The following is a 24,527-nucleotide window of genomic DNA, read 5'->3' as shown; positions in this document are numbered from 1 at the left end:
AATCGAATTCTAACGAATTACCGATTTCTGTCCCACTCTCTTTTTTATTTCAACTCTTTGATAATCTTCTTGGCATCTTCGTTTGAAATAGCCCCTAATTGAACATGTCCAATCTTTCCTTGGCTATCGATAAAGACCTCAGTAGGGATCGAACGAACCTGGTAATCCATAAAGGCAGATCCGTCTGGATTGTACAAAACAGGCACTGATTGATAATCTTGTTGGGCAAACCATTCAACAAACTCATCTTCTGTTTTTTCCCCTTGCATTCCAGGCGCCATAACCGTGAGAATCTCAAAGTCACGGTCCTTTTCTTCAACTAATTTATTGAGTTCAGGCATGCTTTGGCGACAAGGACCACACCAAGTCGCCCAGAATTTCAAGTAAACCTTTTTACCTCTGTAGTCTGAAAGTTTAATCGTGTTCCCCTTCATATCCTTTAGCTCGAAGTCACTCGCTTCTTTTCCTACTAAAGGATGTTTGCTAGCGGTTGTGTTGGTCATTGATTGATTATTCATTGATTGATTATTCATGCCACTTTCGGACTGATTCATAGAGCAAGCAGTCAGGATAGACAGAGAAAGAAGCGAAAAACAGGCGTATTTAATAACTTTCATAATGAGTAAACCTCCATTTGATTTATGAAAAGATAGCAGACAAGCTATTCAATTGTCCCAAGAGTAACAAAATCCCCATAATGATGATGATCAAGCCACCAATCTTCTTTAGTAACAAGAGATGGGGTTTTAGACGATTAAAGTATGGGAGAACGATCCCAGATGCTAGAGCTAGGAGTAAGAATGGGATAGCCATCCCTAATGTATAAATGAAAAGGTAAACGGCTCCCATAAGGGCATCTTGGCCATTAGATGCTGCTAAGGCAAGTACAGAGCCAAGAACAGGACCAATACATGGCGTCCATCCAAAGCTAAAACCAAGTCCAAGGAGAAAAGCTGAAAATAATTCATTCTTGTGCTTGTTTGCCCCGAAATCCATTGTCTTCTGTTTCTCTAGGAAATTAAAATGAAAGACTTCCATCTGATGAAGACCTAGGATAATGATCAACGCTCCCATCAGGTAACGGAACCAGTTGGTGTACATGATCTGACCAAGCAAACCTGCCCCAAAACCAATGAGGAGGAAAATAACAGAAATCCCTGCGATAAAACACAAGGTCTTTACAATCCCATGCCAGCGAATCTTTTTCCCAAAAATCTGAACTGATTTTTCCTGATCGCTTCCTAGCAAGACGCCGATATATACCGGAAGCAATGGAAAGACACAGGGAGAGAAAAAGGAGAGAATGCCTGCCAGAAAGACCGTAAAGGAGAAAACAATTTGATTCATAAAACACTCCGTATATTGATATGCTACAACTAGTATAACACTCCAACAGCTAAATTAAAAATTTCTGCTACGCTTTGATTATTAAATATTCATTTAGAAACTAGTTTCAAAACCAAACAAAAACTCCAAAGAACATAACTTTGGAGTTCAATTGACTACCTATTCCTCTTCTGCACTTTGTTTATTTGGCAAGAAAAGCGAAAGGACAATACCAACTATTGCTGGTAGTAACCATGGGAGGGATTGAGCAGCAAACGGCAAGTGCTTAATGATGTTTGCTAGTCCTGCAAGTTTAAAGGTACTTGACAGAACATCTGCAATCGCAACCAAGCTAACTAGAAACATAGTCAGTTGCATTCCTGGTTTTGATAATTGAGTAAATTTATTTACAATCACAATCAACACGATAGTAATGGTGATTGGATAGAGGACCATCAAAACAGGCAATGAATAGGCAATAATGGCACTCAAACCAAGATTGGCAATTGAGAATCCAATCAAAGTGAAGACTGTCGCATAGACCTTGTAAGAGATTTTAGGGAAGGTGTTATGGAAGAATTCCCCAGTTGACACGATCAAACCGGCTGTTGTTGTGAAACAAGTCACCGTCACCATACCTGCGAGGAAGATTTGAGCAACTGGGCCAAAGATAGCCTTGGTCGCTTCTGAGAGGACATAGACCCCTTTATTGGCATCAGATGCCATCACTTTTGCTGGAATTGGGAAATGATTTCCAAGGTAACCCAAGCCAATGTATAAAATACTAAAGCCAATGGCTACGACGATCCCAACGATCCAGATGGTTTTAATGTACTCTTTCTTGCTGGTGAAACCAAGTTGATTAAGAGTAGTCACTGCGATAACGCTAAAGGCTACTGAAGCAAGGGCATCCAAGGTGTTATAGCCTTCAAGGAAACCTTGACCAAAGGCAGATGCTTGGTAGGCTTCTGTTGCCACTTGAGGCGCGTGTCCGCTGTACTTGAGAGCACCTAGGACAACCAGTACAACGATCAAGATAGCAAAGACAGGGGTTAAAATCCGACCAATACTATCTAAGATTTTAGAAGGATACAAGGCAATCAAATAGGCCAAACAGAAATAAATCAAGGTAAAGATAAAGAGACTCAGTCTACCACTTGATTGTCCTAACAATGGAGCGATCCCAACCTCGTAGGAAACAGTAGCCGTTCTTGGAATAGCAAAGAAGGGACCAATAGACAGATACAAGGCTACCAGATAAACGATGGCAAACCAAGGAGCAATTTTTCGTGAAATCTCATGGATATACCCTTTAGGATTGAGTGTCCCAATAATCAAGGTGATAATCGCAATCCCTACTCCTGATAAGACAAATCCAGCAATAGCTGGCCAAAAATGGCTACCCGACTGGGCACCTAGCGCAGGTGGAAAGATCAAATTCCCTGCACCGAAGAAAATACCAAATAACAACAAACCTGTTAAGGAACCTTTTCGTAACATGTGTTCTCCTTTACATTTTTCAATCTTTTCTAGTATAACAGCTTTTATCCACCACGGCAATTCTTTTTTTCTGAATCTATTGATTTTCTCAATTGGCAGCTAAGGCTTTTAACAACATTGAACGATTGTGGAGTTAATGAGCACATTTTAGTCAATTGTGCTACAATATAACTACTACTACATCTAGGAGTCATCATGTTTCTAAATATATTCTGGTTGATTCCAGCTACCATTTTTTTATTTTTCTTTTTGAACGACCGCAGAAGACTGATCAATGCTTACCTCTTTTCAATAAGTTTCGGCCTTTTCCTCCTAATTTCCGCCCTTCTACTAGTTGTTCGTACGGAGCTTTGGTTTAACCAAAAGGTTGCCATCATTATCTTTTCAATACTTGCTATCCTTGTTTTACTCAGTATTATTTTCTCAACTGTTTTTCTTCTTTTTAACGGCCATCAAATGATATCTTTTGAAGGCAAAAGGTTGGCTAATCTCCTCTCGCTCCTATATGGGATCTTTATTATCGGCGCCTTGGCGCTTCATTTCCTTCCTGATTTCCCAGGAAAAGATATCTTGATTTACCCAACAGACTTCGCGCTCTTTTACTCGACTTTTCTTTATCTTTCTTATGTTTTATATGGGACTTTTTGCAATTACTTCCCCGTTCGTAAAGAGCCGGATGCTATCATTGTCCTTGGCTCTGGTCTAATTGGGGATAAAGTACCACCACTTTTGGCCCAGCGTCTCACTAAAGGAAAGGCTATCTATGAGCAGTTCGAGGGGCGACCAAAACTAATTGTTTCTGGTGGACAAGGAGCAGACGAATTGACTTCTGAAGCTACTGCTATGGCAAACTACTTGATAGAACAGGGGGTACCAAAGGAAGACATTTTGATCGAGAATCGTTCTCGAACGACTTTTGAGAATCTGACCTTTAGCAAGGCTATTCTTGAAGATCAGGGACTAGGAAAGAGTGTCCTGGTGGTGACCAACTCCTTTCACGCTCTTCGGGCTGGTGTCTTTATGAGACGATTAAAAATCCCTGGACGCAGTGTCGGTTCAAAAACAGCTTTTTATTATCTCCCATCAGCTTGGATCCGAGAAACGGTTGGGCTAGTTTCTCTCTATTGGAAATGGCATGCTGCTTTCTTAGCTTTTCTGTTTCTGCCTTGGTTTTTTTCACAAATCATGAGACTGATTGAGTTCATTATTCAGCATCTAAACTAAAAACCATGGGATAACCCATGGTTTTCTTGTCTAATGATCACTAAAGCGTCTGTATTCAATACGGAAATCAAAGTAATTCTCTGCTTGCAGTTTATGGAAGATGTCCCGATAAGCCTCTTCATCAAATTGATCGCCTCGATAAAGAATCTCAAAACTCAGATCATCGTATTCTAAAAAGGCATTGGCTGTTTTGAAGCCGTTCCGCAAATAGAAGTCCATCCGAGCCCGTCGTTGTTCTAGATTGTCACATTCTTCATCCAATCGCTCAACTTCTAACAACATTGTCCGTTGGTAAAACTCGACTAATTTTTCAATGATTTCTTGACCATAGCCGTGGCTTCGCAAGTGTGGCATAATGGCAAAGAAGCTGACGTAAAAGGCCTTGGCATTTGAAATAGCAAAGGCAAATCCGACAAATTCTTCCTCATTGTAAAAAGCAAAAAAATGAGCATCATCATTGTCCGTATAGCGTAAAAACTCCGATAAAGGAATCCGTTCCTCTTCAGGGAAAGCCTCGATATTCAACCGCTCGACTTTATCCAGATCTGAGAACGTTTCAGTGATTAATTGGCTGGTTAAGCGCATAAAGCCTCCATTTCTGCTTCGATTATAGCAAATAAAATAACCCCTTTCAAGAAATCCGACTTTTAACAAAAACAAGTGATTTGCCAAACAAAAAAAGAGCTAATGCTCTTTTTGTTTGTCTTATTTTGCCACTTCTTCTTTTTTGGAGAATTGGCTCATATACAAGTCGTAATAGAATCCTTTTGCATCCAAAAGAGACTCATGAGTCCCTTGTTCGATGATCTGCCCCTCTTTAAGGACTAAAATCTTATCTGCTTCTTGGATAGTAGACAAGCGGTGGGCAATGACAAAGCTAGTCCGCCCCTTCATCAAGTTCTTCATAGCCTTTTGAATCAAGAGTTCTAGACGGGTATCCACTGAAGAAGTTGCTTCATCTAAAATCAATATTTTTGGATCGGCCAGAAGAGCACGCGCAATGGTCAACAATTGTTTTTGCCCCAAAGAGATATTGCTAGACTCCTGGTTCATCTCCATGTTGTAGCCCCCCGGAAGTGTCCGGATAAAGTGATCGACATTGGCAGCCTTGGCAGCAGCAACAATCTCTTCGTCTGTTGCTTCCAAGTTCCCAAAGCGCAGATTTTCTTTAATGGTCCCTTCATAGAGCCAAGCATCCTGAAGAACCATCCCAAACTGTTTGCGATAGTCTTGGCGAGATAGGTCGCGGATATCATGACCATCCACTGTAATAGCACCCTTGGTCACGTCGTAGAAACGCATAAGAAGATTGATCAGGGTCGTTTTCCCTGCTCCTGTCGGTCCGACAATAGCCACCATCTCCCCAGGATTGACCTCTAGGTTAAAATCACGGATCAACGGTTTATCTTCCACATATTGGAAGTCTACATGGTTAAAGCTAACCTGCCCTGTCAATTCCGTGTCCAGAGATTCATTTTTACCGAGCACTTCATCTGGTTCATCAAGGACTTGGAAGACCCGGTCTAGTGAAGATTTGGCACTTTGCAAGGTGCCAGCTAACTGACTCAAGTTTTGAACAGGCTGATTGATTTGCCAGACATACTGGACAAAAGCCTGCATGTTCCCAACTGTAAGTCGACCGGCAAGAACTTGAATAGCCCCGATAACTGCGACCAAAAGGTAGGTCAAATCAGAGATCGCATTAAGAATAGGCATCATCAGTCCAGAAATAAAATTCGCTTTAAATCCAACTTGCTGGAGTCGACGGGTAATGTCGCGGAAGTCTTCTTGCGATGATTCTTCACGTACATAAAGTTTTAAGACGTTGAAGCCGCTCAAATTTTCTTGAACAAAACCATTTAAAGCCCCAAGGACATCAGCCTGCTCTTTAAAATAAGGCTGGGATTTCTTCATAATAAATTGAGCACCGAAGAAGGTGATTGGAATAGAAGCAATCACGATTAACCCCAAAGTGAGGTTGAGATAAAGCACCATAGCAATGACCAAGGTTAAGGTGAAAATCGCATTTACTATTTGAAGGAAAGACTGTTGCAAGGCATTAGAAACCGTTTCGACATCGCTGGTAAAGCGACCGAGAAGATCTCCGAATTGGTGCTGATCAAAATAAGAAACAGGGATGCGATTGATTTTTTCAGATAAGTCATTGCGCATATCCTCAATCATGCTTTGAACAGTATTGGTCATGAAATAGTTGGAATAATAAGAACCAAGTTCATATAAAACTCCACGGAAGAGATAGACAATCATAACCCAGCCAACATAGCCAACATTAATCTGAGCCCCTGCTACTCCTCTAGCCATATCTGTCAGGTTAGCTGTCAATTCAGTAATAGCAAGCCCTAGGATATAAGGTTCAATGACACTCATAACCACACTCAGAATTTTTAGAAGAGTAGCAAAAATAACAGCATAGCGATAAGCTTTTAAGTAGCCCCAAAGGCGTACAAAACTAGAACGTTTTTCTTTCATTTTCTCCTCCCTCCTAATCTTCTGTTAATGATTGGTTATTCAACTGGGAACGAGCAATCTCGCTGTAGATTTCATTGGTTGCTAATAGTTCCTCGTGTGTGCCACGACCAACGATTTCTCCATGATCCAAGACAATGATTTGATCCGCATCCATAATGGTCCCAACCCGCTGGGCTACGATTAAGACAGTTGCATCTCCAGTTACTTCTTTTAGACGTTTTCGAAGTGTTGCATCTGTCTTGTAGTCAAGAGCCGAGAAGGAATCATCAAAGATATAGATATCTGGTTCCTTAACAACCGCACGCGCAATGGATAGACGTTGCTTTTGACCTCCAGAAAGGTTGCTCCCCCCTTCAGCTAAATGAGTGTCAAACTGCTCTTCTTTGCTTTCGATAAACTCTTTAGCTTGGGCCACATCTGCTGCCTTGTCTAGCTCTTCAATGCTGGCATCTTCTTTTCCGTAACGAAGGTTTTCAGCGATGGTCCCTGTGAAGAGCAAGGCCTTCTGTGGAATGAATCCAATCTTATGACGCAAGGCTTTAACATTGAAATCACGCACATCTACACCATCCACTAAAATTTTCCCTAAGGTCACATCATAGAATCGAGGAATGAGCTGGACCAGAGAGGATTTCCCAGAACCGGTCGATCCGATAAAGGCGATGGTTTCACCCGGTTTAGCCTTAAAGGAAATATTATGAAGGACTGGACTCTCCGTTTCACCAGGATAGGCAAAGGTAACATTGTCAAATTCAAGATAGCCCTTGGTTTCTGTCTCAGTAACCCCTTTTTCATTAGGATCAATGGAAATGGGCATGTCCATGATTTCTTTCAAACGATGACTAGAGACAGACGTCCGTGGATACATAGTAAAGAGATTGGCTAGGAAAAGGAAAGAAAGCAAGGCATGGAAACTGTATTCGATAAAGGCGACAAGATTCCCGATTTCTAAGCTCCCATCCCCTAGAGGATCCAAGGCAAACCACACAATAGCAACAATCATGGCAATGATGATTTGAACAAAGAGTGGCTCCGTCAAACCGGTCAATTTAAAGAGTTTATTAGAGTTGTCCGCATAAACTGCATTGGCTTTGCCAAACTTTTCTTCTTGGAATTCCTCACGCGCAAAGGCACGAATAACCCGAAGGCCTGTGAGATTTTCTCGCGCATATTGATTGAGCTTATCCAGGGTTTCCTGCTGCTTCTCTGACAAAGGTCTGGTCTTGATAGCTACATACCAGACGACCACGGCCAAAAATGGCATCGAAATCGCCACAATCCAAGCAAGCGATGGACTCGTTTGTAAAATCAACAGAATACTTGACAGCATCATGATAGGGGTAATGACCCCAAGTTTTAACATCTGGTCAGAAAACTGCATCAGGACAAAAGCATCAGACGTCATCCGCGTCACTAAGGAAGAAACACCAATTTTTTCATACTCATGGTGAGAATATTCCTGAAGCTTCTCATAAAGGTCATTGCGCATATCCATGACCATGGTTGTAGTAATCTTTCCAACCGCATAGGCTAGAACGATTCGCCCGAGAATCCCTACGATGATCACACCAAACATAACCCAGGCCCAGAAATAAACTCGCTCTATATCTCTCGGATTGATCCCCTCATCAATCATACGAGCAAGAACAGTTGGCAGCCCAAGGTTAACAATCACAAAAAAGATGGCAGCTGTAAAATTCAAGCACAACCATTTTGGATATTTTCTCAAATAAGACCAAATATATCCCATACCTTTCTCCTCCCTATACAATAAAAAAGCACCCTTAAGTACTTTTTAAGCTATTTTAGAAAGCACGTTGCCTCCTCCAATTCATCCCTATTATATCAGATCCCGCTTAGGCTAGCAAGGAAAAGAGCAGATGAAAAGCAAGGAATAAAAAAGAGGATAGCCTCAGCTATCCCTTCTAAATACGATTATTTTTGACGTTTGAATTTTGCATCTTTGAAGAAAGCAAATGTTTCGCTATCGTTAGACTTAAATTTACTCAAGTCCAAAGTTAAAACATCCCCGTCAATCTTATACTTGACTTTATCATTACCACCTTCTTCTGACTCAAGAGTTTTGCTACCTTGATCAGCTTTTAGGTCAAATGATTTCTTTCTATTATTTCCTAGGGCATTCATTTCAACAGTCAATTTGGCTTTTTTATCTTTAATTTCGATCGTCATTGATAATGCAATTTGACCAGCGACTTTCTCAAGCTGCTCATCAGTAGCTCCTTGCTCTTTAAGGATACTTTCTATTTTCTCCTTATCAGCTTTATAGACATATTTCCCATTATCGCTAGTTGTAGAACCACAAGCTACAAGGAAAACCGCACCAACTGCCAACAAAGCAGCAAAGACAAGACGTTTAAAGTATTTCATCAGAAATCTCCTTTTTTGTTTATAGGAACTATTTTAGCAAAAAAATAGAAGTCTAACAACATAATAAATTAGTAAGAACTTGAAAAGATATGGAAGTGGCTTGTGATTATAGAATCGCTAAATGAGATTTAAAGGTGGAAGTTTATTGTATGAGTTAAAAACTGTATTTTAACAGTACAATACTTTTTCTTGTAAATATAAAATATTTCCAATATATTGAATAATAGAATTTAAATTTAAGGCAGTTTATTTATGAAAGGAAACGATCATTCTAAAGACAAAGATTAATACTCTCCTTTTTCTTATTAATAATTTCAAATTGTTAAAATGCTATATATACTCCAATAAGACTTAGATACTATCTAGAAATATAGCTTTTCATTAAAGAAAATTATAACAAGGGTCATACACTCGACATAGGACAAAAGTAAATCTGTACAATATAGATCTATATTCAAAATTGTACACAAAAAACCGAGGCCTAAACCTCGGTTTTCATTTTGATTGGAAACTCTATTATTTAAGAGTAACTGAAGCTCCAGCTTCTTCCAATTTAGCTTTGATTTCTTCAGCTTCAGCTGTAGCAACACCTTCTTTAACAAGTGCTGGTGCTCCATCAACAAGTTCTTTAGCTTCTTTAAGACCAAGACCTGTGATTTCACGTACAACTTTGATAACGCCGACTTTCTTGTCGCCTGCAGATGTCAATTCAACGTCGAATGAATCTTTAGCAGCACCAGCGTCAGCAGCACCAGCTGCAGCAACAGCTACAGGAGCAGCTGCAGTTACACCAAATTCTTCTTCGATAGCTTTTACAAGGTCGTTCAATTCAAGAATTGAAGCTTCTTTAATTTCAGCAATAATGTTTTCAATGTTCAATGCCATTGTTATTTCCTCCAAATAAGTTTTAAATTTTTAATTTATATTTTTTTGTAGCTAGGCTACGCTGCGTAGCTTAAAATTAAGCTGCGTCTTCTTTGTTGTCTGCAACCGCTTTGACTGCAAGAGCAACGTTGCGCACTGGCGCTTGAAGTACAGAAAGGAGCATAGAAAGAAGTCCTTCGCGGTTTGGAAGAGTTGCAAGAGCAAGAATCTCTTCTTTAGATGCGACAGCGCCTTCGATTGCACCACCTTTGATTTCAAGTGCGTCAGCGGTTTTAGAAAAGTCGTTCAAGATTTTCGCTGGTGCGATAACATCTTCGTTAGAAAATGCTACTGCAGATGGTCCAACAAATACAGATGCCAATTCTTCAAGACCAGCTTTTTCAGCTGCACGACGTAAGATTGAGTTTTTAATAACTTTATACTCAACTTCGCTTCCACGAAGCTCACGACGAAGAACTGTATCTTGGTCAACTGTTAAACCACGAGCGTCAACAACGACGATAGAAGCAGCAGCTTTCATTTTCTCAGCTACTACATCAACTAGTTCCGCTTTTTTAGCAATAATTGCTTCACTCATTAGTGTGTTCACCTCCGTAATTATTTTGCTTGGGGAATTTTTCCAAAAGAAAAACGCGCCCAAACCTAGACACGAAAGTACAATACGCTTCTTTTTACATGATACGTTTTGTCCTTGGTAGGATATTTATGAGTCTAGCTCCCCTACTGTCTTAGGCAGTTTTTTCAAACCGTTATTAAGTGTATCACATAAAAAAAAGAATGCAAGTATTTTTGCAAACTTTTTTAAAAAATCTTAATCTTTATAAATAGTCTTTGTACGATTGAGCCACGCATAGGCCAAGCCCATGATGACTCCTCCTCCTACCCAATTCCCTACAAAAGTGACAGTGTAATGACGAAGAACATTGAAGAACTCTAGATGAGGCAAATCTTTCGCAATAGAATTAAAAGTAGCTAATGAGAAAGAAGCAAAGTTCGCCGCAATGTGTTCATTGGTAAGGAAAACAAACATATAAATTGCTGACAAAGCCATCAGAACTTTCGCTGTTTCATCTTTAAAGAATAAATAGGACAAAATAGCTATATTAACAAAGATGTTGGCAATAACCCCTTCAAAGAAGACCAATTGATTCGAACGTTGGAGCTTCATCTCTACAACCGATCCAAGAAAGCCTTTTGGATTTAGGTTTGAAAATGCACTAGTCTGTCCAAAGAGGAAAGCAAGGAACAAAGCACCGACTAGGTTAAAAAATGTACAATAGAGTAAAATTTCTAAAGCTTTCTTCCAATTAATCTTCTTTAAATAAACACCAGCTGTAAGGTACATCATATTGGAAGTCGTTAACTCACTATTTAAGAATAGTAAATAAACCAATCCCCACGCAAAAATAAATGGGAATAAGAAACGACCAGAACCAGGCAAGAAAGTGTTGAGAAGGTCTGCCCCCACAATCCCTACTGCAGTACTCATTGTCAAAAACGCACCCGCGAACATAGAGCGAACCGCATAACGAGCTTTAGAAGCCGTATACAATTCTTCCTTCTTCTGACATGCTGCTTCTACCTTAAGAACAAAATTTGATTCTCCCATCTGAATCTCCTTATATATTGAATTTGTGAACTTCTTCATTATATCATAGAATAGACTATCTGAAAAGGTTTTCAGAAAAATTTAAAGTAAAAATCCTAAGTCCCACAAGAAAAATAAAAAAATCGATTTAAAACGATAAAATAAAAAACAGACTTTGAGAGTCTGTTTAAAATTCAATTTAAATCATATCTTACAAGAAACGATTCGCCCAAGCAATATCCAAGTTCAAGATTTCTTGTGTTGTATATTGTTGGCGATAAGGATTGTAGACAGTACCTTCATAGCCACCATACACACTAGGTGAGTCATACTGAGTAAGGTTGTAAGTTTCAATGATATGGTTCAATTTTGCATAGTAACTAGTGTCAGTAGCATAGACACCGGTTAAAGCAGCTGTTGCATCCTGATAGCTTGTTGTATTGCTCTTCCAAGCGCCAGCAAAATGACCTTGTTTCAAAACTGCAACGTAGTCTTGCAATGATTCATAGTAGCTAGGGTATGAACGGAAAGCATCGTTGATGGTATAGGCATTCCCAGCACCATCATCTTCCCATGTTTGCATCACTGTTGATTGACCAGCATAACTACCTTTAATACCAAAAAGGTTGTAGTGTGGATAAGATGACAAACCAGATTGACCAGCTCCACTTTCTAAGATAGCTTGAGCAATCATAACTGATGCATACAGATCATTTTCTTGACCAAGCTGACGAGCAGATTCACCGATTTGTGAGATGAAAGCTTCTGTTGGATCTGCGTATTGAGAATAAGCCTCATCGTTAGCACCAACGTTTCCTACATGCTCGCTCATTGCTGCCGCTACTGTTCCTGCAGCTACCAGAGCTACTAAGGATCCAACCAATTTCGATTTATTTAGTATTTTTTTCAATGTGATAATCTCCTAATTTTTTAACGAAAACTCTTTAAGATGATTATAGCACATAAAAGCATTAAATTGTTGAGTTCAATATTACGTTTTAATTACAATATCGAGATAAATCAAACAAATAAATAACAGGCTAGCGACAATACGATTTATTCCGAAAAACTATAGTCGAAAATTGCATCCCAAGCTTCTTCCACTCCAGTTTTATTGACCGATGAGAAGATGATAAAGGTATCTGTTTTATCAAAATCCAATTTCTTCTTGATCATGGATTCATGCTTGTTCCATTTTCCTCTTGGAATTTTGTCGGCTTTCGTCGCAACCAAGATAACAGGAATCTCGTAATATTTTAAAAACTCATACATCTGGACATCATCTGCTGAGGGTTCATGACGAAGATCTACCAAGCTGACAACCGCTCTTAAATTTTCTCTCGTTGTCAGATATTCTTCAATCATCTTGCCCCATTTCTCGCGTTCTTTTTTGGAGACACGGGCATAACCATAGCCGGGTACATCGACAAAACGAAGCTGGTCATCGATATTGAAAAAGTTTAATAATTGTGTTTTTCCTGGTTTTCCTGATGTACGGGCCAAATTCTTGCGATTCAACATGGTATTAATAAAAGAAGACTTGCCGACATTTGATCGACCGGCAAGTGCAACTTCTGGGATATCATCTTGAGGATAATGACCTTTATTGGTAGCGCTCAAGAGGATATCCGCATTATGAGTATTTACTTTCATAGAATTTCTTTCTAGGCAGTTTCTAAAATTGGTTTTTCGGTTCCGTTAACTGCTTCTTTAGTGATTCGAACCAGTTTGACGTCTTCTTGACTTGGAACTTCAAACATCACATCCAACATAGTTTCTTCGATGATAGAGCGTAGTCCACGAGCACCTGTCTTGCGTTCGATAGCTTTACTTGCAATCTCTTCAAGTGCTTCGTCATCAAATTCTAATTCAACATCATCAAAGGATAAGAGAGCTTGGTATTGTTTCACCAAGGCATTTCTTGGTTCTTTCAAAATACGAACCAAGTCATCCACTGTCAATTGCTCTAATGCAGCAAGAACAGGAAGACGACCGATTAACTCAGGAATAATACCGAATTTTTGAATATCTTCTGCAATGATTTCTTGCATATAAGAGCTGGATTCATCAATGGCTTTGTTATTTTTCCCAAATCCGATAATCTTTTCACCAAGACGTTGCTTCACAATTTCTTCAATTCCATCAAAGGCTCCACCAACGATGAAAAGAATGTTTTTGGTGTCAACTTGGATCATCTCTTGTTGAGGATGCTTGCGTCCGCCTTGAGGTGGAACACTCGCTACAGTACCCTCGATGATCTTCAAGAGGGCTTGCTGTACCCCTTCACCAGATACATCACGAGTGATCGAGACGTTCTCGCTCTTCTTAGCAATCTTATCGATTTCATCAACATAGATGATGCCACGTTCTGCACGTTCAATATTGAAGTCAGCCGCTTGCAAGAGCTTAAGAAGGATGTTTTCAACGTCTTCTCCGACGTAACCCGCTTCTGTCAAGGCTGTGGCATCGGCGATGGCAAATGGAACATTCAAGCTCTTAGCAAGCGTTTGAGCCAAGAAAGTTTTTCCTGAACCTGTAGGACCGACCATCAAAATGTTTGATTTTTGTAAATCCACATCATTGTCATCTTCACGATTTTCGTGGAAGTTAATCCGTTTGTAGTGATTGTAGACAGCTACTGCTAGTGCTCGTTTAGCACGATCTTGACCGATGACATAGTGGTTAAGGATATTGAGAAGTTCGATTGGTTTTGGAACCTCTGAAAGGTCTGCCAAGACTTCCTCAGCTAATTCTTCTCGAATGATTTCTTGAGCTAACTCAACACATTCATTACAGATAAAGGCATTGTTCCCAGCAATAATCTTCTGTACTTCGTCTTGGTTCTTACCACAAAACGAACAATAAACCATCATATCGTTTGATTGATTTGTAGGCATTTTCTTCTCCCGATTCTATAGTCTGTTTGTAATTTATTTAAATAAAGTCATATAAAAGGCGTGAATAGAATTCACAAGATTAGTAAAGGCATTTAATAAGAAGAGGGTGGCTAAGCCATAGCGCTTTTTCCGAAGAGTCTGGGAAGCACATACCAGGCAAATCACGCATAAAACTGCTGTAAAAAAGCCAAAGATACTACGTTCCATCAACTAGTCTTCCTTTCTTTTAAAATGTCTAATAGTAAAGTCGTAAGGGTTTTTTTCATCTTTTTCGATTGTCCGCTCGTCTAATAATTGAAACTGGTCCCACCGGAAGTCTTCCGGGAAGTAGGTATCTCCTTCCAATTCGGCATCGATGACAGTCTGATAGAGCTCCTCTAGATGAGGCTCGAAAAGACGGATGACCTTCTCACCACCGATAATAAAGAGTGACAAATCCTGTCCCTTATACCAGTTTAAAACGTCTTCAACTGAGGTTTTTAACAAAACCTCTTCATTCTCTACATCATACTTGTCATCTCTAGAGAGAATGATATTGGTCCGATTTGGGAGGACTCGTTTGTTTAAACCTTCGTAGGTAACTCTTCCCATAAGGATCGCATGGCCTGTAGTCGTTTGTTTAAAGTGCTGCAATTCAGCTGGTAAATGCCAAGGCATCACCTGGTCCTTGCCGATCACTCCATTCTTCGTCTGAGCCCAAATGCCAATTACTTTCTTACTCATTCTTACATCCTTTACACTGATACTTCTATTTTATCAAATTTTTCTAGAAAAGACTGTTTCTAACTATTGCTTCCTCGATCAAAAATTTCTATTTTTTCCGTTAAAAAAACCGCGATTTCTCGCGGTTTTAATGAGACAAATCCTAGATCTTAGTCTTCTTTTTTGCGTTTAGCAAATCCGAACAATGAGAGACCTGCTAAAGCACTAAAGATTGCAAGACCAGCAGTAGAAGATTCTTTTGTTCCTGTATTTGGAAGTTGTGCAGTAGGATTTTGTGGATCGATATACTTCACTTCTTCTTTCGTTTCTGGAACGACAGGAATCGTTGGCTCTTCTGGTTTTGGTTGTGGAGTAGGTTGTGGTTGCGGCTGTGGTGTCGGAGTTGGATCCGGCGTTGGAGTTGGTGTCACAGTCTTCTTGTAGATATGTTGAGTATTTCCATCTTTATCTACAATAGTCTTCACGAAGTCATAACCTAGGATATCTTTCTTCGGTTGCTTACCATCTTCTGTTGGGTAACCTGGGATTACTTTTCCATCTTCATCCACATGAGTCGTTACTAATTTTTCATAGACATGCTCTGTATCACCATTTGGTAATTTTTTCGTTTCAACAAAGCGGTATCCTGGAATTTCAGCTTTCGGTTGTTCGCCATCAACTGTAGGGTATCCTGGGATTTCCTTGCCTTCCTTATCAACAAACTTAGTGATTGGAAGAACAGTTGGTGTGTAAGTTGCAGAAGCTTTTGTTCCGTTCACATCTTCACGAACTACTGTCACTGCTGGTGCAGTACCAGTAAATTCAGGTTCTGGAGTGAAGGTTACTGTTCCGTCTGCTGCTACTGTGTAAGTACCAACACCTGGAATTGTCTTCGTAGTTGAACCATCGTCAAAGGTTGCTGGAACTTCGTCATTCATTGGTACACGGCTATCACCTTCTGTGAAACTTGGTTTACCTGTTTGAGTAGCACCCTTCTTACCAATTGAAGTAACTGGTTCAGCTGTTGGTGCAACAGGAGTCACAGTTGGTGTGTACTTCGCTGTAATAGCTGTACCGTTCTTGTCAACACGTTTCACAGTTACGCCTGTACCTGTTCCTGTGAATGATTTTTCTGGTACGAAGGTTACTGTTCCATCTGGAGCAACTGTATAAGTTCCTTCGCCTGGAATTGTCTTCGTAGTTGATCCATCTTCAAAGGTGGCTGGAACTTCATCATCCATTGGTACACTTGGGTTACCAGGCGTGAAGCTTGGTTTACCAGATTGTGTTTGACCTTGGATGTCTGTAGAAGTTGCTGGCTCAGCTGTTGGAGTCACCGGAGTCACAGTTGGTGTGTAGGTCGCAGAAGCTTTTGTTCCGTTCACATCTTCACGAACTACTGTCACTGCTGGTGCAGTTCCGACAAATGATTTCTCTGGTACGAAAGTCACTGTTCCGTCAGCTGCTACTGTGTAAGTACCAACACCTGGAATTGTCTTCGTAGTTGAACCATCGTCAAAGGTTGCTGGAACCTCATCATTCATCGGTACACGGCTATCACCTTCTGTGAAGCTTGGTTTACCTGTTTGTGTAGCACCTTGTACATCAGTAGATACTGCTGGAGTACCAGTTGGTGTTACTGGTGTTACGGTTGGTGTGTACATAGCTTTCACAACTGTACCATTCTTATCTTGGCGTTGAACCACGATTCCTGCTGCGGTTCCAACAAATGATTTTTCTGGTACGAAGGTTACAGTTCCGTCTGGAGCAACTGTGTATGTACCTTCACCTGGAACAACCTTAGTAGTTGAACCGTCAACAAATGTTGCAGGTACATCATCGTCCATTGGCACTGCAGGATTTCCTTCTGTGAAGCTTGGTTTGCCTGTTTGAGTAGCACCTTGAATATCAGTTGATGTAGCTGGTTCTGCTGTTGGAACTACTGAAGTGATGTATGGTGTGTACGTTGTACGTGCAAAGGTACCATTTGCATCTTCCATTGAAACGCCTACAGGAAGAACTTCACCTGAGTAAGCTTTGTTAGTTGGAGTGAAGATCACTTCACCTTTCTCTTTATCTACTGTGAAGATACCGATGATATCTCCTGCAGGTGAGAAGGCATCCAATTGATCAGTTGGGTTACCAGAATCATCGTAAAGTTTCAAGGTTGAAGGGTTCATTGGGGCAATTGGGTCCCCTTCTGTGAAGGTTGGTTTGCCTGTTTGAACAATTCCTTGAGGTGCTTCTGATCTAGCTGGTTCTGCTGTTGGAGTAATTGGAGTTACAGTTGGTGTGTAAGTTGCAGAAGCTTTGGTTCCGTTCATATCTTCACGAACCACTGTCACTGCGGGTGCTTCACCAACAAAGCGTGGGTCTGGTGTGAAGGTTACGGTTCCATCTGCTGCTACTGTGTAGATACCAACAGTCGGAATTTCCTTAGTAGTTGAACCATCTTCAAAGGTTGCAGGAACTGCATCGTTCATAGGAACATTTTCATGACCTGCTGTGAAGCTTGGTTTACCTGTTTGGGTTTGACCTTGCTTATCAGTTGAAGTTGCTGGCTCAGCAGTTGGGGTTACTGGTGTCACTGTTGGTGTGTAAGTTGCAGTAACTGGAGTACCGTTCTTATCAACACGTTTCACGGTTACTCCTGTACCTGTTCTTGTGAATGATTTTTCTGGTACGAAGGTTACAGTTCCATCTGGAGCAACTGTGTAAGTTCCTTCACCTGGAATGGTCTTCGTAGTTGAACCATCTTCGAAGGTTGCTGGAGTATCCTCATCGATTGGAACATTTGGATTTCCTTCGGTGAAGGTTGGTTTACCAGATTGTGTTTGACCTTGGATATCTGTCGATGTTGCATCTTCAGAAGTTGGAACGACTGGAGTAATCTTAGGTGTGTAAGTTGTTTCTACAGTTGTTCCATTTGTATCAGCTGCTTGAACCTTAACTGGAACCACATCACCTGAGTAAGATTTATCTGTTGGTGTGAAGGTTACAACACCTGTTTCTTTATCAACTGTGAAGGCACCGATCACGTCACCTGCAGGTGATTTCGCTTCTACTGATGCGGCTAGTTGACCATTTTCATCAAGAAGAGTAATGGTATCCTTGTCGATTGGTGCAACGGGGTCACCTTCAGTGAAGGTTACGGTTCCAGTTTGAACCAAACCTTGAGGTGCTTCAGATTCAGCAGGAGTTGCTGTTGGGGTTACTGGAGTCACAGTTGGTGTGTAAGTCGCAGAGGCTTTGGTTCCATTCTTATCTTCACGAACAACTGTTACGGCTGGTGCTTTACCTGTGAATGATTTTTCAGGGACAAAGGTTACAGTTCCGTCTGCTGCTACTGTGTAAGTACCAACACCGTCGACTGTCTTAGTCGTTGAGCCATCGTCAAATGTTGCTGGAACATCATCGTTCATTGGTACTCGGCTGTCACCTTCAGTAAATTCAGGCTTACCTGTTTGGGTTTGACCTTGTTTACCTGTTGTTTCAACTGGTGTAGCAGTTGGAGTTACTGGTGTCACAGTTGGTGTGTAAGTAGCAGAAGCTTTGGTTCCGTTCTTATCTTCACGAACAACCGTCACGGCTGGTGCAGTTCCAACGAATGATTTTTCTGGTACAAATGTAACAGTACCGTCTGCTGCTACTGTGTAAGTACCAACACCGTCTACGGTCTTAGTTGTTGACCCATCGTCGAATGTTGCTGGAACATCTTCGTTGATTTCAACAGTCTTTTCAACGCCATCAACCGTTACAGTTCCACCCTTGAATTCAGGTTTACCTGTTTGAGTGGCACCTTGAACATCTTTTGTTTCAGCTGGTGTTGCAGTTGGTGTTACTGGAACAATCTCTGGTGTGTAAGTTGTATCCACCTTGATACCGTTTGAGCTTTCAGCTTGAACCTTGGCTGGTGTGACTGCACCAGTGTATGATTTATCAGTCGGTGTGAAAGTTACTTGACCAGTTGCTGGGTCGATTGTGAAGTTACCAATTACGGTTGTACCGTCTGCCGCATAAGCTGGTGTCGTTGAAACTTCGTTACCATCTTTATCTAGCAATGTGTAGCTATTGTCTTTAATGGTAATAGCTTTATCTTGACCATTTACTTGAACAGGTGTTCCTGCAAAGGTTGGTGTACCGGTTTGAGTCGCACCTTGGATATCTTTTGAAGTTGCAGGGTTTGCAGTTGGAACTGCTGGCACAACAGTTGGTGTGTAGGTCGCATCTGAAGTAATGGTTGCAGTCTTACCATTAGCATTTGTAATAGTAGCAGTTGCCTGAACAGTTACTCCTTTTGCAGTACCAACAAAGTCTTTTTCTGGCGTAAATGTTACTGCTCCAGTCGTTGGGTCGATAGTATAGCTACCTTCACCTGCTACTGTCACTGTTGTTTCATCAGTTGGTTGACCAGTTGCTGGATCCATCAATTTCTTGCTAGTGATTTCAGCAGTCTTGTCGTTACTCAAATCAAAGGTTGGTGTTTGGGTTTGTGGAACGTTTTGGATGTCCTCAGAAACTTTATTTGTTGGAGTAAGAGTAACTGGGTTCACCGTTGGTGTGTAAGTCGCAGATGCTTTGGTTCCATTCTTGTCTTCACGAACAACGGTGACGGCTGGTGCTTTTCCTGTAAAGCTTGGTTCTGGAACAAATGTTACAGTTCCGTCGGTTGCTACTGTATAAGTACCAACGCCATCGACTGTCTTAGAAGTAGATCCATCATCGAAGGTTGCTGCAACAGCATCGTTCATTGGTACACGGCTGTCGCCTTCAGTGAATACAGGTTTACCAGTTTGTGTAGCCCCTTGAACACCTGTTGTTTCAGCTGGTGTTGCTGTTGGCGTTACTGGTGTTACGGTTGGTGTGTAAGTAGCTGAAGCCTTAGTTCCGTTCATGTCTTCACGGATAACAGTTACTGCAGGTGCTGTACCGATAAATGTTTTTTCTGGAACGAAGGTTACTGTTCCATCTGCAGCTACTGTGAAAGTACCTACACCGTCTACAGTCTTCGTAGTTGAACCATCGTCAAATGTCGCTGGAACATCTTCATTGATTTCTACTGTTTTCTCAACGCCATTAACCGTTACAGTTCCACCCTTGAATTCAGGTTTACCTGTTTGTGTTACACCTTGAATATCAGTTGTTTCAGCTGGTGTTGCTGTTGGGGTTACTGGTAATACTGTTGGTGTGTATGTTGCAGAAGCTTTGGTTCCGTTCTTATCTTCACGAACAACTGTCACAGCTGGTGCAGTTCCTACGAATGATTTTTCAGGAACAAATGTAACAGTACCGTCTGCTGCTACTATGTAAGTACCAACGCCATCTACTGTCTTGGTAGTTGAGCCATTATCAAATGTTGCTGGAACATCATCGTTCATTGGTACACGGCTTTCGCCTTCTGTGAAGGTTGGTTTACCTGATTGAGTGGCACCTTGAATGTCTGTTGTTTCCGCTGGTGTCGCAGTTGGTACTACTGGAATGATCTTAGGTGTGTATGTTGTTTCAGTAACAGTTCTGTTTGTGTCTTTAGCTTGAACCTTAACTGGAACAACTTCACCTGAGTATGATTTATCAGTTGGTGTGAAGGTTACAACACCTGTTTCTTTATCGACTGTGAAAGTACCTATTTCTTTACCTTCTGGTGATTTAGCAACTACAGATGCAGCTGGTTGACCATTTTCATCAAGAAGAGTAATGGTATCTTTATCGATTGGTGCCACTGGATCACCTTCTGTGAAGGTTACAGTTCCAGTTTGAACCACACCTTGAGGCCCTTCTGATTCAGCTGGAGTTGCAGTTGGAGTTACTGGAACAATCTCAGGTGTGTAAGTTGTATCAACCTTGATTCCGTTTGAGCTTTCAGTTTGAACCTTAACAGGTGTTACTTTACCTGTGTAAGATTTAGCAGTTGGTGTGAATGTTACAGTACCAGTTGCGGGATCGATAGTGAAGGTACCGATTGGTGTTGTACCATCCTCTGCATAAGCTGGTGTGCTTGAAACTTCGTTCCCGTCATTATCCAAGAGTGTATAGCTATTGTCTTTAATCGTAATAGCTTTATCTTCACCATTTACTTGGACAGTCGTTCCTGCAAAGCTTGGTGTCCCTGTTTGTGTTGCCCCTTGAACATCTTTAGAAGTTGCAGGGCTTCCAGTTGGAACAGCTGGCACTACAGTTGGTGTATATTTCGCGTCTGAAGTAATTGTTGCTGTCTTACCATTAGCATTGGTAATAGTCGCAGTTGCTTGAACGGTTACACCTTTTGCTGTTCCAACAAAATCTTTTTCAGGAGTAAATGTCACAGCACCAGTAGTAGGATCGATTGTGTATGTTCCTTCCCCTGCTACTGTTACAGTTGTTTCATCAGTCGGTTGACCAGTTGCGGGATCCACCAATTTCTTGCTTGTTATTTTCGCAGCCTTGTCGTTACTCAACTCAAATGTAGGAGTTTGAGTTTGAGGAACATTTTGAACATCCTCAGAAACCTTGTCTGTAGGAGTCACTGTGATTGGTGTGGCAGTTGGTGTGTACTTAGCAGTTGCAGTCTTAAGAGCATTATCTGGCACTCTACCATCTTTGTCACGACCAACTGGAGCCGTAAGAGAAACTGTTACCCCCTTGGCAGTTCCAGTAAATCCTGGTTCTGGTACAAAAGTAACCTTGCCAGTCAACTCGTCTAGATAGTAAATCCCTTCTCCTTCTACAGTCAAAACAGGATCATTGATGACATTTCCAGTCGCTGGATCGACAAACTTAGCCGGATAATCAAAATCAGGTGTAATTTTAACTTTCTCACCATTACTATTTGTTCCTTCAAGAGAGAATTCTGGCGTACCAGTTTGACTAGCTCCTTGAACATCCGTAGATTTCTTGTCTTCCCCTTCAATATTTTTAGGAGTAACAGTTGGAATGTAAAGGCCATCCATACTATCCATCACTTCATTAATTGAAGGTAATATTGTTTTATCTTTAGAAATCCAATCTGTTGTATAACCATTGTCATCTGTACGACGGATACTTATACCGCTCGCAGTTCCTACAAAGTTATCTTCTGGAGTAAATTCAATATCTACGTTATTACCGTTTGGAGTAGCTTTATATTTACCTTCTCCTGGTATTACATAATATCCATCAGCTTTTGGATTTACTACTTGTTTCGTTCTATTATCAATAATAACTGGAGCTACAGTTTGATCGATTTCTGCATTTTTATCACGGTTGTACTTGTATAGTCCTTGAGCCGTGAAAGCAACTGTTGCTGTTTGTGTCGCTCCTTGAACATCAATTGTTTCTTTACGTTCACCTTTTGGAGGGAAAGTAATTTGAGTTTTAAAGTCTTCTACTTCTCCAGATAGTGCTAAACCTGTTGGGTTTTCAACGTCTGATGAATTGTTAGCAATACGAACACGTGTACCTAATTCAGTAACACTTGGGTCAATCATTGTTTTTGCATTTCTGAAATCAAGTCTAACTGTTCCATCTTTTGTAACAGTTGCCAATTCAGAACGTTCATCCTCATCGAATGTTCCATTTTGGTTAAAGTCGATCCAACCGTAAACATACGCTTTAGCAGCGCCACCAGTATGTGCTTCAACATCTAAAGTATACGTTCCTGGACGAGTACGGTCTAATTTAATCATATCATTAGTTTGACCTTTTAAGTTATCAGGTAAGATTTGATCAACACCTTCATCGGCTGAAATAGTGTTGTCATCACCTGTCCAGTCTTTTGCGTTATTTTCATCCATATCAGGACTTACAGTTCCTAAGTATGGTTGAGCAAGTTTTGTACCTGTTACACCGTCTACCGTTCCAATTGAGTGTTGTGCTTTTCCATAACTTTCTGGAGCGTCTCCTTCATCAAGAGGGAAGAATCCAAGCATAGCAGATTGTTTCCCTGATGAAGCGATATAAAGTCCCACTTCTGAAGCTCCTTGAGTCATAACTAGAGGTACTGAAAAACGGTTAGCAGACACGTTTGGTCCGAAAACTCCAGTTCCTAATCCTCCCGTAACTTGGTCTGGACTACCAAAGTATTTCCACGCTACTGGTTTTTTATCTGGGCCAACCTCATTAGCATTACGAAGTAGTTCTAAGTTTAGTCCTGTTATTTTAGTACCATTTACATCAACAAATTTTGATCTACTGTATTTATTTGCGGGATCAAAATAATTGTGTGTGTCTTGAACTACATACGTTTCCCCATTTCTCCCATAAGGAGTTTTTTTCCATTCTCCGATATGTTTCCAACCAGTACCATTTGTAGTGAATAATACTAATTCACCAGGGTTAGCTGACTCACCATCAGCAGCTACTACTGCTGGTTTTACTGACTTACCACGGAATGTTGCAGAAATCTCAAATTGAACACCGATATTCCCACCATTATAATCTGATGAAATTGTTGTTCGTTTTGTACCAGTATCAATTCCTTCTAAACGAATTTCAGTCCATCGGTTTTGAGCATCTGCTACTACTAGTGCCTCTTCTGAGTTTGCAAAAGCTGCTTTAGTTTTAGGATCTCCAATAGTTCCAATGTATCCATTTTTTGCATTTGGATCATATGTAGCTTTTTCTGCTTCTGTAGCACCTTGTGCTTCCATACGGTTTTTATAGATTTCAGTTGCTTGGAATGGTTTAAGACTCTTAACCTTAATGTTAACTATATATCCAGGCATAATTTCTTTAGTGTAAGTTGATCCTACTTGAAGAGCTGTTCTACCGTCTTTAGATGTTGTAGTATTAGTCCAAGCAGTTGTATCTCCAAAATCTAACCAGTTAATTTGTTTAACTAGTTCTTTTGCATTAACTTTAGAAAATTCTGTTGGTTTTTCTGCTTTTGGTGTTGATGTTGCATCTTCAACATCATCTCCGATAAGATTGGGATCATTAGCTTCTCTCAAAGCACGACGACTTCGACGACGTCCACCTGTTTCAGCAGTAAATGGCGTGTTAGATACAGGTTGAACTGAAGCAAGTGTAGCTACTTCTTTGTTAGCTGTTTCAGTCGTAGCTGTAGTAATGTTTTCAGGACGATCCACTGCTTCAACTTTTGGAGTTTCTGAGCTTGTTACTGCCTGTGACTCCGCAGATGCTACCGAACTCGCTGAGGACGAAACACTAGCAGGAGTTTCCGTTACTGGTGTTACTGGTGCGTCAGCTTGATAAGTTGTCGCTACCGTTAAAGCACTTGGATTACTTGTTGTAGTGCTTGCTGTAGCTGTTGATGTTTCTGTTGGACTAGCAACTGTAGAAACTGCATCATAAGCAGCTTCTGATGCTTCTTCAGCATCAACACCAGTTGCTGTACCAACCATCACGAGCGTTCCTAAGAGGACCGAGCAAACTCCCACATTCAATTTACGAATAGAGAATCGGCTTATACGGTCGTTGAATAAATCCTTACTCATTTATTGCCTCCATGTTTTCTGTTAAAATATTTATATTAAAATGTGTTTAGCTATTTTAGCTTGAACTTTTTTATTCTACCAAATTTATGTGATGGCTCAAAGAGATTTGCTTAAAAA

16 protein-coding genes and 1 other annotated feature are annotated in these 24,527 nt (G+C 40.7%); of the genes, 1 reads left to right on the top strand and 15 read right to left on the bottom strand.

The features are described from left to right. Positions 1 to 44: 44 nt before the first annotated feature. The 3 genes from HMPREF9421_RS07030 to brnQ form a co-directional block, all read right to left on the bottom strand. Positions 45 to 617: a TlpA family protein disulfide reductase gene (locus HMPREF9421_RS07030; RefSeq protein WP_006596324.1), complete on the bottom strand. Its 573-nt coding sequence runs from the start codon at positions 615 to 617 to the stop codon at positions 45 to 47. A 22-nt stretch (positions 618 to 639) separates the two neighbouring features. Next, positions 640 to 1,347 carry a thiol-disulfide oxidoreductase-associated membrane protein CcdA2 gene (ccdA2, locus tag HMPREF9421_RS07025; RefSeq protein ID WP_006596323.1) on the bottom strand — a complete coding sequence of 236 codons (708 nt, stop codon included), beginning with the start codon at positions 1,345 to 1,347 and terminating at the stop codon, positions 640 to 642. A 159-nt stretch (positions 1,348 to 1,506) separates the two neighbouring features. After that, complete coding sequence (brnQ, locus tag HMPREF9421_RS07020) at positions 1,507 to 2,826, bottom strand: branched-chain amino acid transport system II carrier protein (RefSeq protein ID WP_006597357.1); 1,320 nt, start codon at positions 2,824 to 2,826, stop codon at positions 1,507 to 1,509. Between the two features lie 195 nt (positions 2,827 to 3,021). On the opposite strand from brnQ, the gene HMPREF9421_RS07015 reads away from it, so the two are divergent. Continuing rightward, positions 3,022 to 4,050 (top strand): YdcF family protein, encoded by a 1,029-nt coding sequence (locus HMPREF9421_RS07015; RefSeq protein WP_006596321.1) that lies wholly within the window; start codon positions 3,022 to 3,024, stop codon positions 4,048 to 4,050. A 30-nt stretch (positions 4,051 to 4,080) separates the two neighbouring features. Here HMPREF9421_RS07015 and HMPREF9421_RS07010 read toward each other — a convergent pair whose 3' ends face one another. The 12 genes from HMPREF9421_RS07010 to HMPREF9421_RS06950 form a co-directional block, all read right to left on the bottom strand. Next, on the bottom strand, positions 4,081 to 4,635 hold the full coding sequence (locus tag HMPREF9421_RS07010) for a GNAT family N-acetyltransferase (RefSeq protein ID WP_006596320.1): 555 nt from the start codon (positions 4,633 to 4,635) through the stop codon (positions 4,081 to 4,083). Between the two features lie 120 nt (positions 4,636 to 4,755). Continuing rightward, the gene (locus HMPREF9421_RS07005; protein WP_006596319.1) at positions 4,756 to 6,540 is read right to left on the bottom strand and encodes an ABC transporter ATP-binding protein; all 1,785 of its coding nucleotides are present in this window, start codon (positions 6,538 to 6,540) and stop codon (positions 4,756 to 4,758) included. Positions 6,541 to 6,553: 13 nt separating this feature from the next. Next, on the bottom strand, positions 6,554 to 8,290 hold the full coding sequence (locus HMPREF9421_RS07000; RefSeq protein WP_006596318.1) for an ABC transporter ATP-binding protein: 1,737 nt from the start codon (positions 8,288 to 8,290) through the stop codon (positions 6,554 to 6,556). Positions 8,291 to 8,475: 185 nt separating this feature from the next. Beyond that, positions 8,476 to 8,928: a hypothetical protein gene (locus HMPREF9421_RS06995; protein ID WP_006596317.1), complete on the bottom strand. Its 453-nt coding sequence runs from the start codon at positions 8,926 to 8,928 to the stop codon at positions 8,476 to 8,478. A 516-nt stretch (positions 8,929 to 9,444) separates the two neighbouring features. After that, positions 9,445 to 9,813, bottom strand: a complete 369-nt coding sequence (gene rplL / locus HMPREF9421_RS06990; protein ID WP_001196965.1) for a 50S ribosomal protein L7/L12 — start codon at positions 9,811 to 9,813, stop codon at positions 9,445 to 9,447. Positions 9,814 to 9,889: 76 nt separating this feature from the next. After that, a complete protein-coding gene (gene rplJ / locus HMPREF9421_RS06985) occupies positions 9,890 to 10,390 on the bottom strand; it encodes a 50S ribosomal protein L10 (RefSeq protein ID WP_006596316.1) in 501 nt (166 codons plus the stop codon). 38 nt (positions 10,391 to 10,428) lie between these two features. Then, positions 10,429 to 10,564, bottom strand: a sequence feature (ribosomal protein L10 leader region). Between the two features lie 60 nt (positions 10,565 to 10,624). Next, positions 10,625 to 11,422, bottom strand: a complete 798-nt coding sequence (locus HMPREF9421_RS06980) for a formate/nitrite transporter family protein (protein ID WP_006597355.1) — start codon at positions 11,420 to 11,422, stop codon at positions 10,625 to 10,627. Positions 11,423 to 11,612: 190 nt separating this feature from the next. Then, positions 11,613 to 12,311, bottom strand: a complete 699-nt coding sequence (locus HMPREF9421_RS06975; protein WP_006596314.1) for a glucosaminidase domain-containing protein — start codon at positions 12,309 to 12,311, stop codon at positions 11,613 to 11,615. A gap of 146 nt (positions 12,312 to 12,457) precedes the next feature. After that, complete coding sequence (yihA, locus tag HMPREF9421_RS06970; RefSeq protein ID WP_006596313.1) at positions 12,458 to 13,054, bottom strand: ribosome biogenesis GTP-binding protein YihA/YsxC; 597 nt, start codon at positions 13,052 to 13,054, stop codon at positions 12,458 to 12,460. Between the two features lie 11 nt (positions 13,055 to 13,065). Then, positions 13,066 to 14,298, bottom strand: coding sequence for an ATP-dependent Clp protease ATP-binding subunit ClpX (gene clpX / locus HMPREF9421_RS06965; protein ID WP_006596312.1), 1,233 nt, complete (start codon positions 14,296 to 14,298; stop codon positions 13,066 to 13,068). A 210-nt stretch (positions 14,299 to 14,508) separates the two neighbouring features. Continuing rightward, positions 14,509 to 15,021, bottom strand: coding sequence for a dihydrofolate reductase (locus HMPREF9421_RS06955; protein WP_006596310.1), 513 nt, complete (start codon positions 15,019 to 15,021; stop codon positions 14,509 to 14,511). A 149-nt stretch (positions 15,022 to 15,170) separates the two neighbouring features. Then, on the bottom strand, positions 15,171 to 24,410 hold the full coding sequence (locus HMPREF9421_RS06950; protein WP_081453584.1) for a CshA/CshB family fibrillar adhesin-related protein: 9,240 nt from the start codon (positions 24,408 to 24,410) through the stop codon (positions 15,171 to 15,173). Positions 24,411 to 24,527 lie beyond the last annotated feature (117 nt).

Source organism: Streptococcus australis ATCC 700641 (genome assembly GCF_000186465.1).
Classification (GTDB): Bacteria; Bacillota; Bacilli; order Lactobacillales; family Streptococcaceae; genus Streptococcus; species Streptococcus australis.
This window is presented reverse-complemented; position numbering and strand designations above follow the sequence as displayed.

Coding starts and splice junctions, on each gene's coding strand:
- HMPREF9421_RS07030 (WP_006596324.1), bottom strand. CDS start 617: ATGAAAGTTATTAAATACGCCTGTTTTTCGCTTCTTTCTCTGTCTATC.
- ccdA2 (WP_006596323.1), bottom strand. CDS start 1,347: ATGAATCAAATTGTTTTCTCCTTTACGGTCTTTCTGGCAGGCATTCTC.
- brnQ (WP_006597357.1), bottom strand. CDS start 2,826: ATGTTACGAAAAGGTTCCTTAACAGGTTTGTTGTTATTTGGTATTTTC.
- HMPREF9421_RS07015 (WP_006596321.1), top strand. CDS start 3,022: ATGTTTCTAAATATATTCTGGTTGATTCCAGCTACCATTTTTTTATTT.
- HMPREF9421_RS07010 (WP_006596320.1), bottom strand. CDS start 4,635: ATGCGCTTAACCAGCCAATTAATCACTGAAACGTTCTCAGATCTGGAT.
- HMPREF9421_RS07005 (WP_006596319.1), bottom strand. CDS start 6,540: ATGAAAGAAAAACGTTCTAGTTTTGTACGCCTTTGGGGCTACTTAAAA.
- HMPREF9421_RS07000 (WP_006596318.1), bottom strand. CDS start 8,290: ATGGGATATATTTGGTCTTATTTGAGAAAATATCCAAAATGGTTGTGC.
- HMPREF9421_RS06995 (WP_006596317.1), bottom strand. CDS start 8,928: ATGAAATACTTTAAACGTCTTGTCTTTGCTGCTTTGTTGGCAGTTGGT.
- rplL (WP_001196965.1), bottom strand. CDS start 9,813: ATGGCATTGAACATTGAAAACATTATTGCTGAAATTAAAGAAGCTTCA.
- rplJ (WP_006596316.1), bottom strand. CDS start 10,390: ATGAGTGAAGCAATTATTGCTAAAAAAGCGGAACTAGTTGATGTAGTA.
- HMPREF9421_RS06980 (WP_006597355.1), bottom strand. CDS start 11,422: ATGGGAGAATCAAATTTTGTTCTTAAGGTAGAAGCAGCATGTCAGAAG.
- yihA (WP_006596313.1), bottom strand. CDS start 13,054: ATGAAAGTAAATACTCATAATGCGGATATCCTCTTGAGCGCTACCAAT.
- clpX (WP_006596312.1), bottom strand. CDS start 14,298: ATGCCTACAAATCAATCAAACGATATGATGGTTTATTGTTCGTTTTGT.
- HMPREF9421_RS06955 (WP_006596310.1), bottom strand. CDS start 15,021: ATGAGTAAGAAAGTAATTGGCATTTGGGCTCAGACGAAGAATGGAGTG.
- HMPREF9421_RS06950 (WP_081453584.1), bottom strand. CDS start 24,410: ATGAGTAAGGATTTATTCAACGACCGTATAAGCCGATTCTCTATTCGT.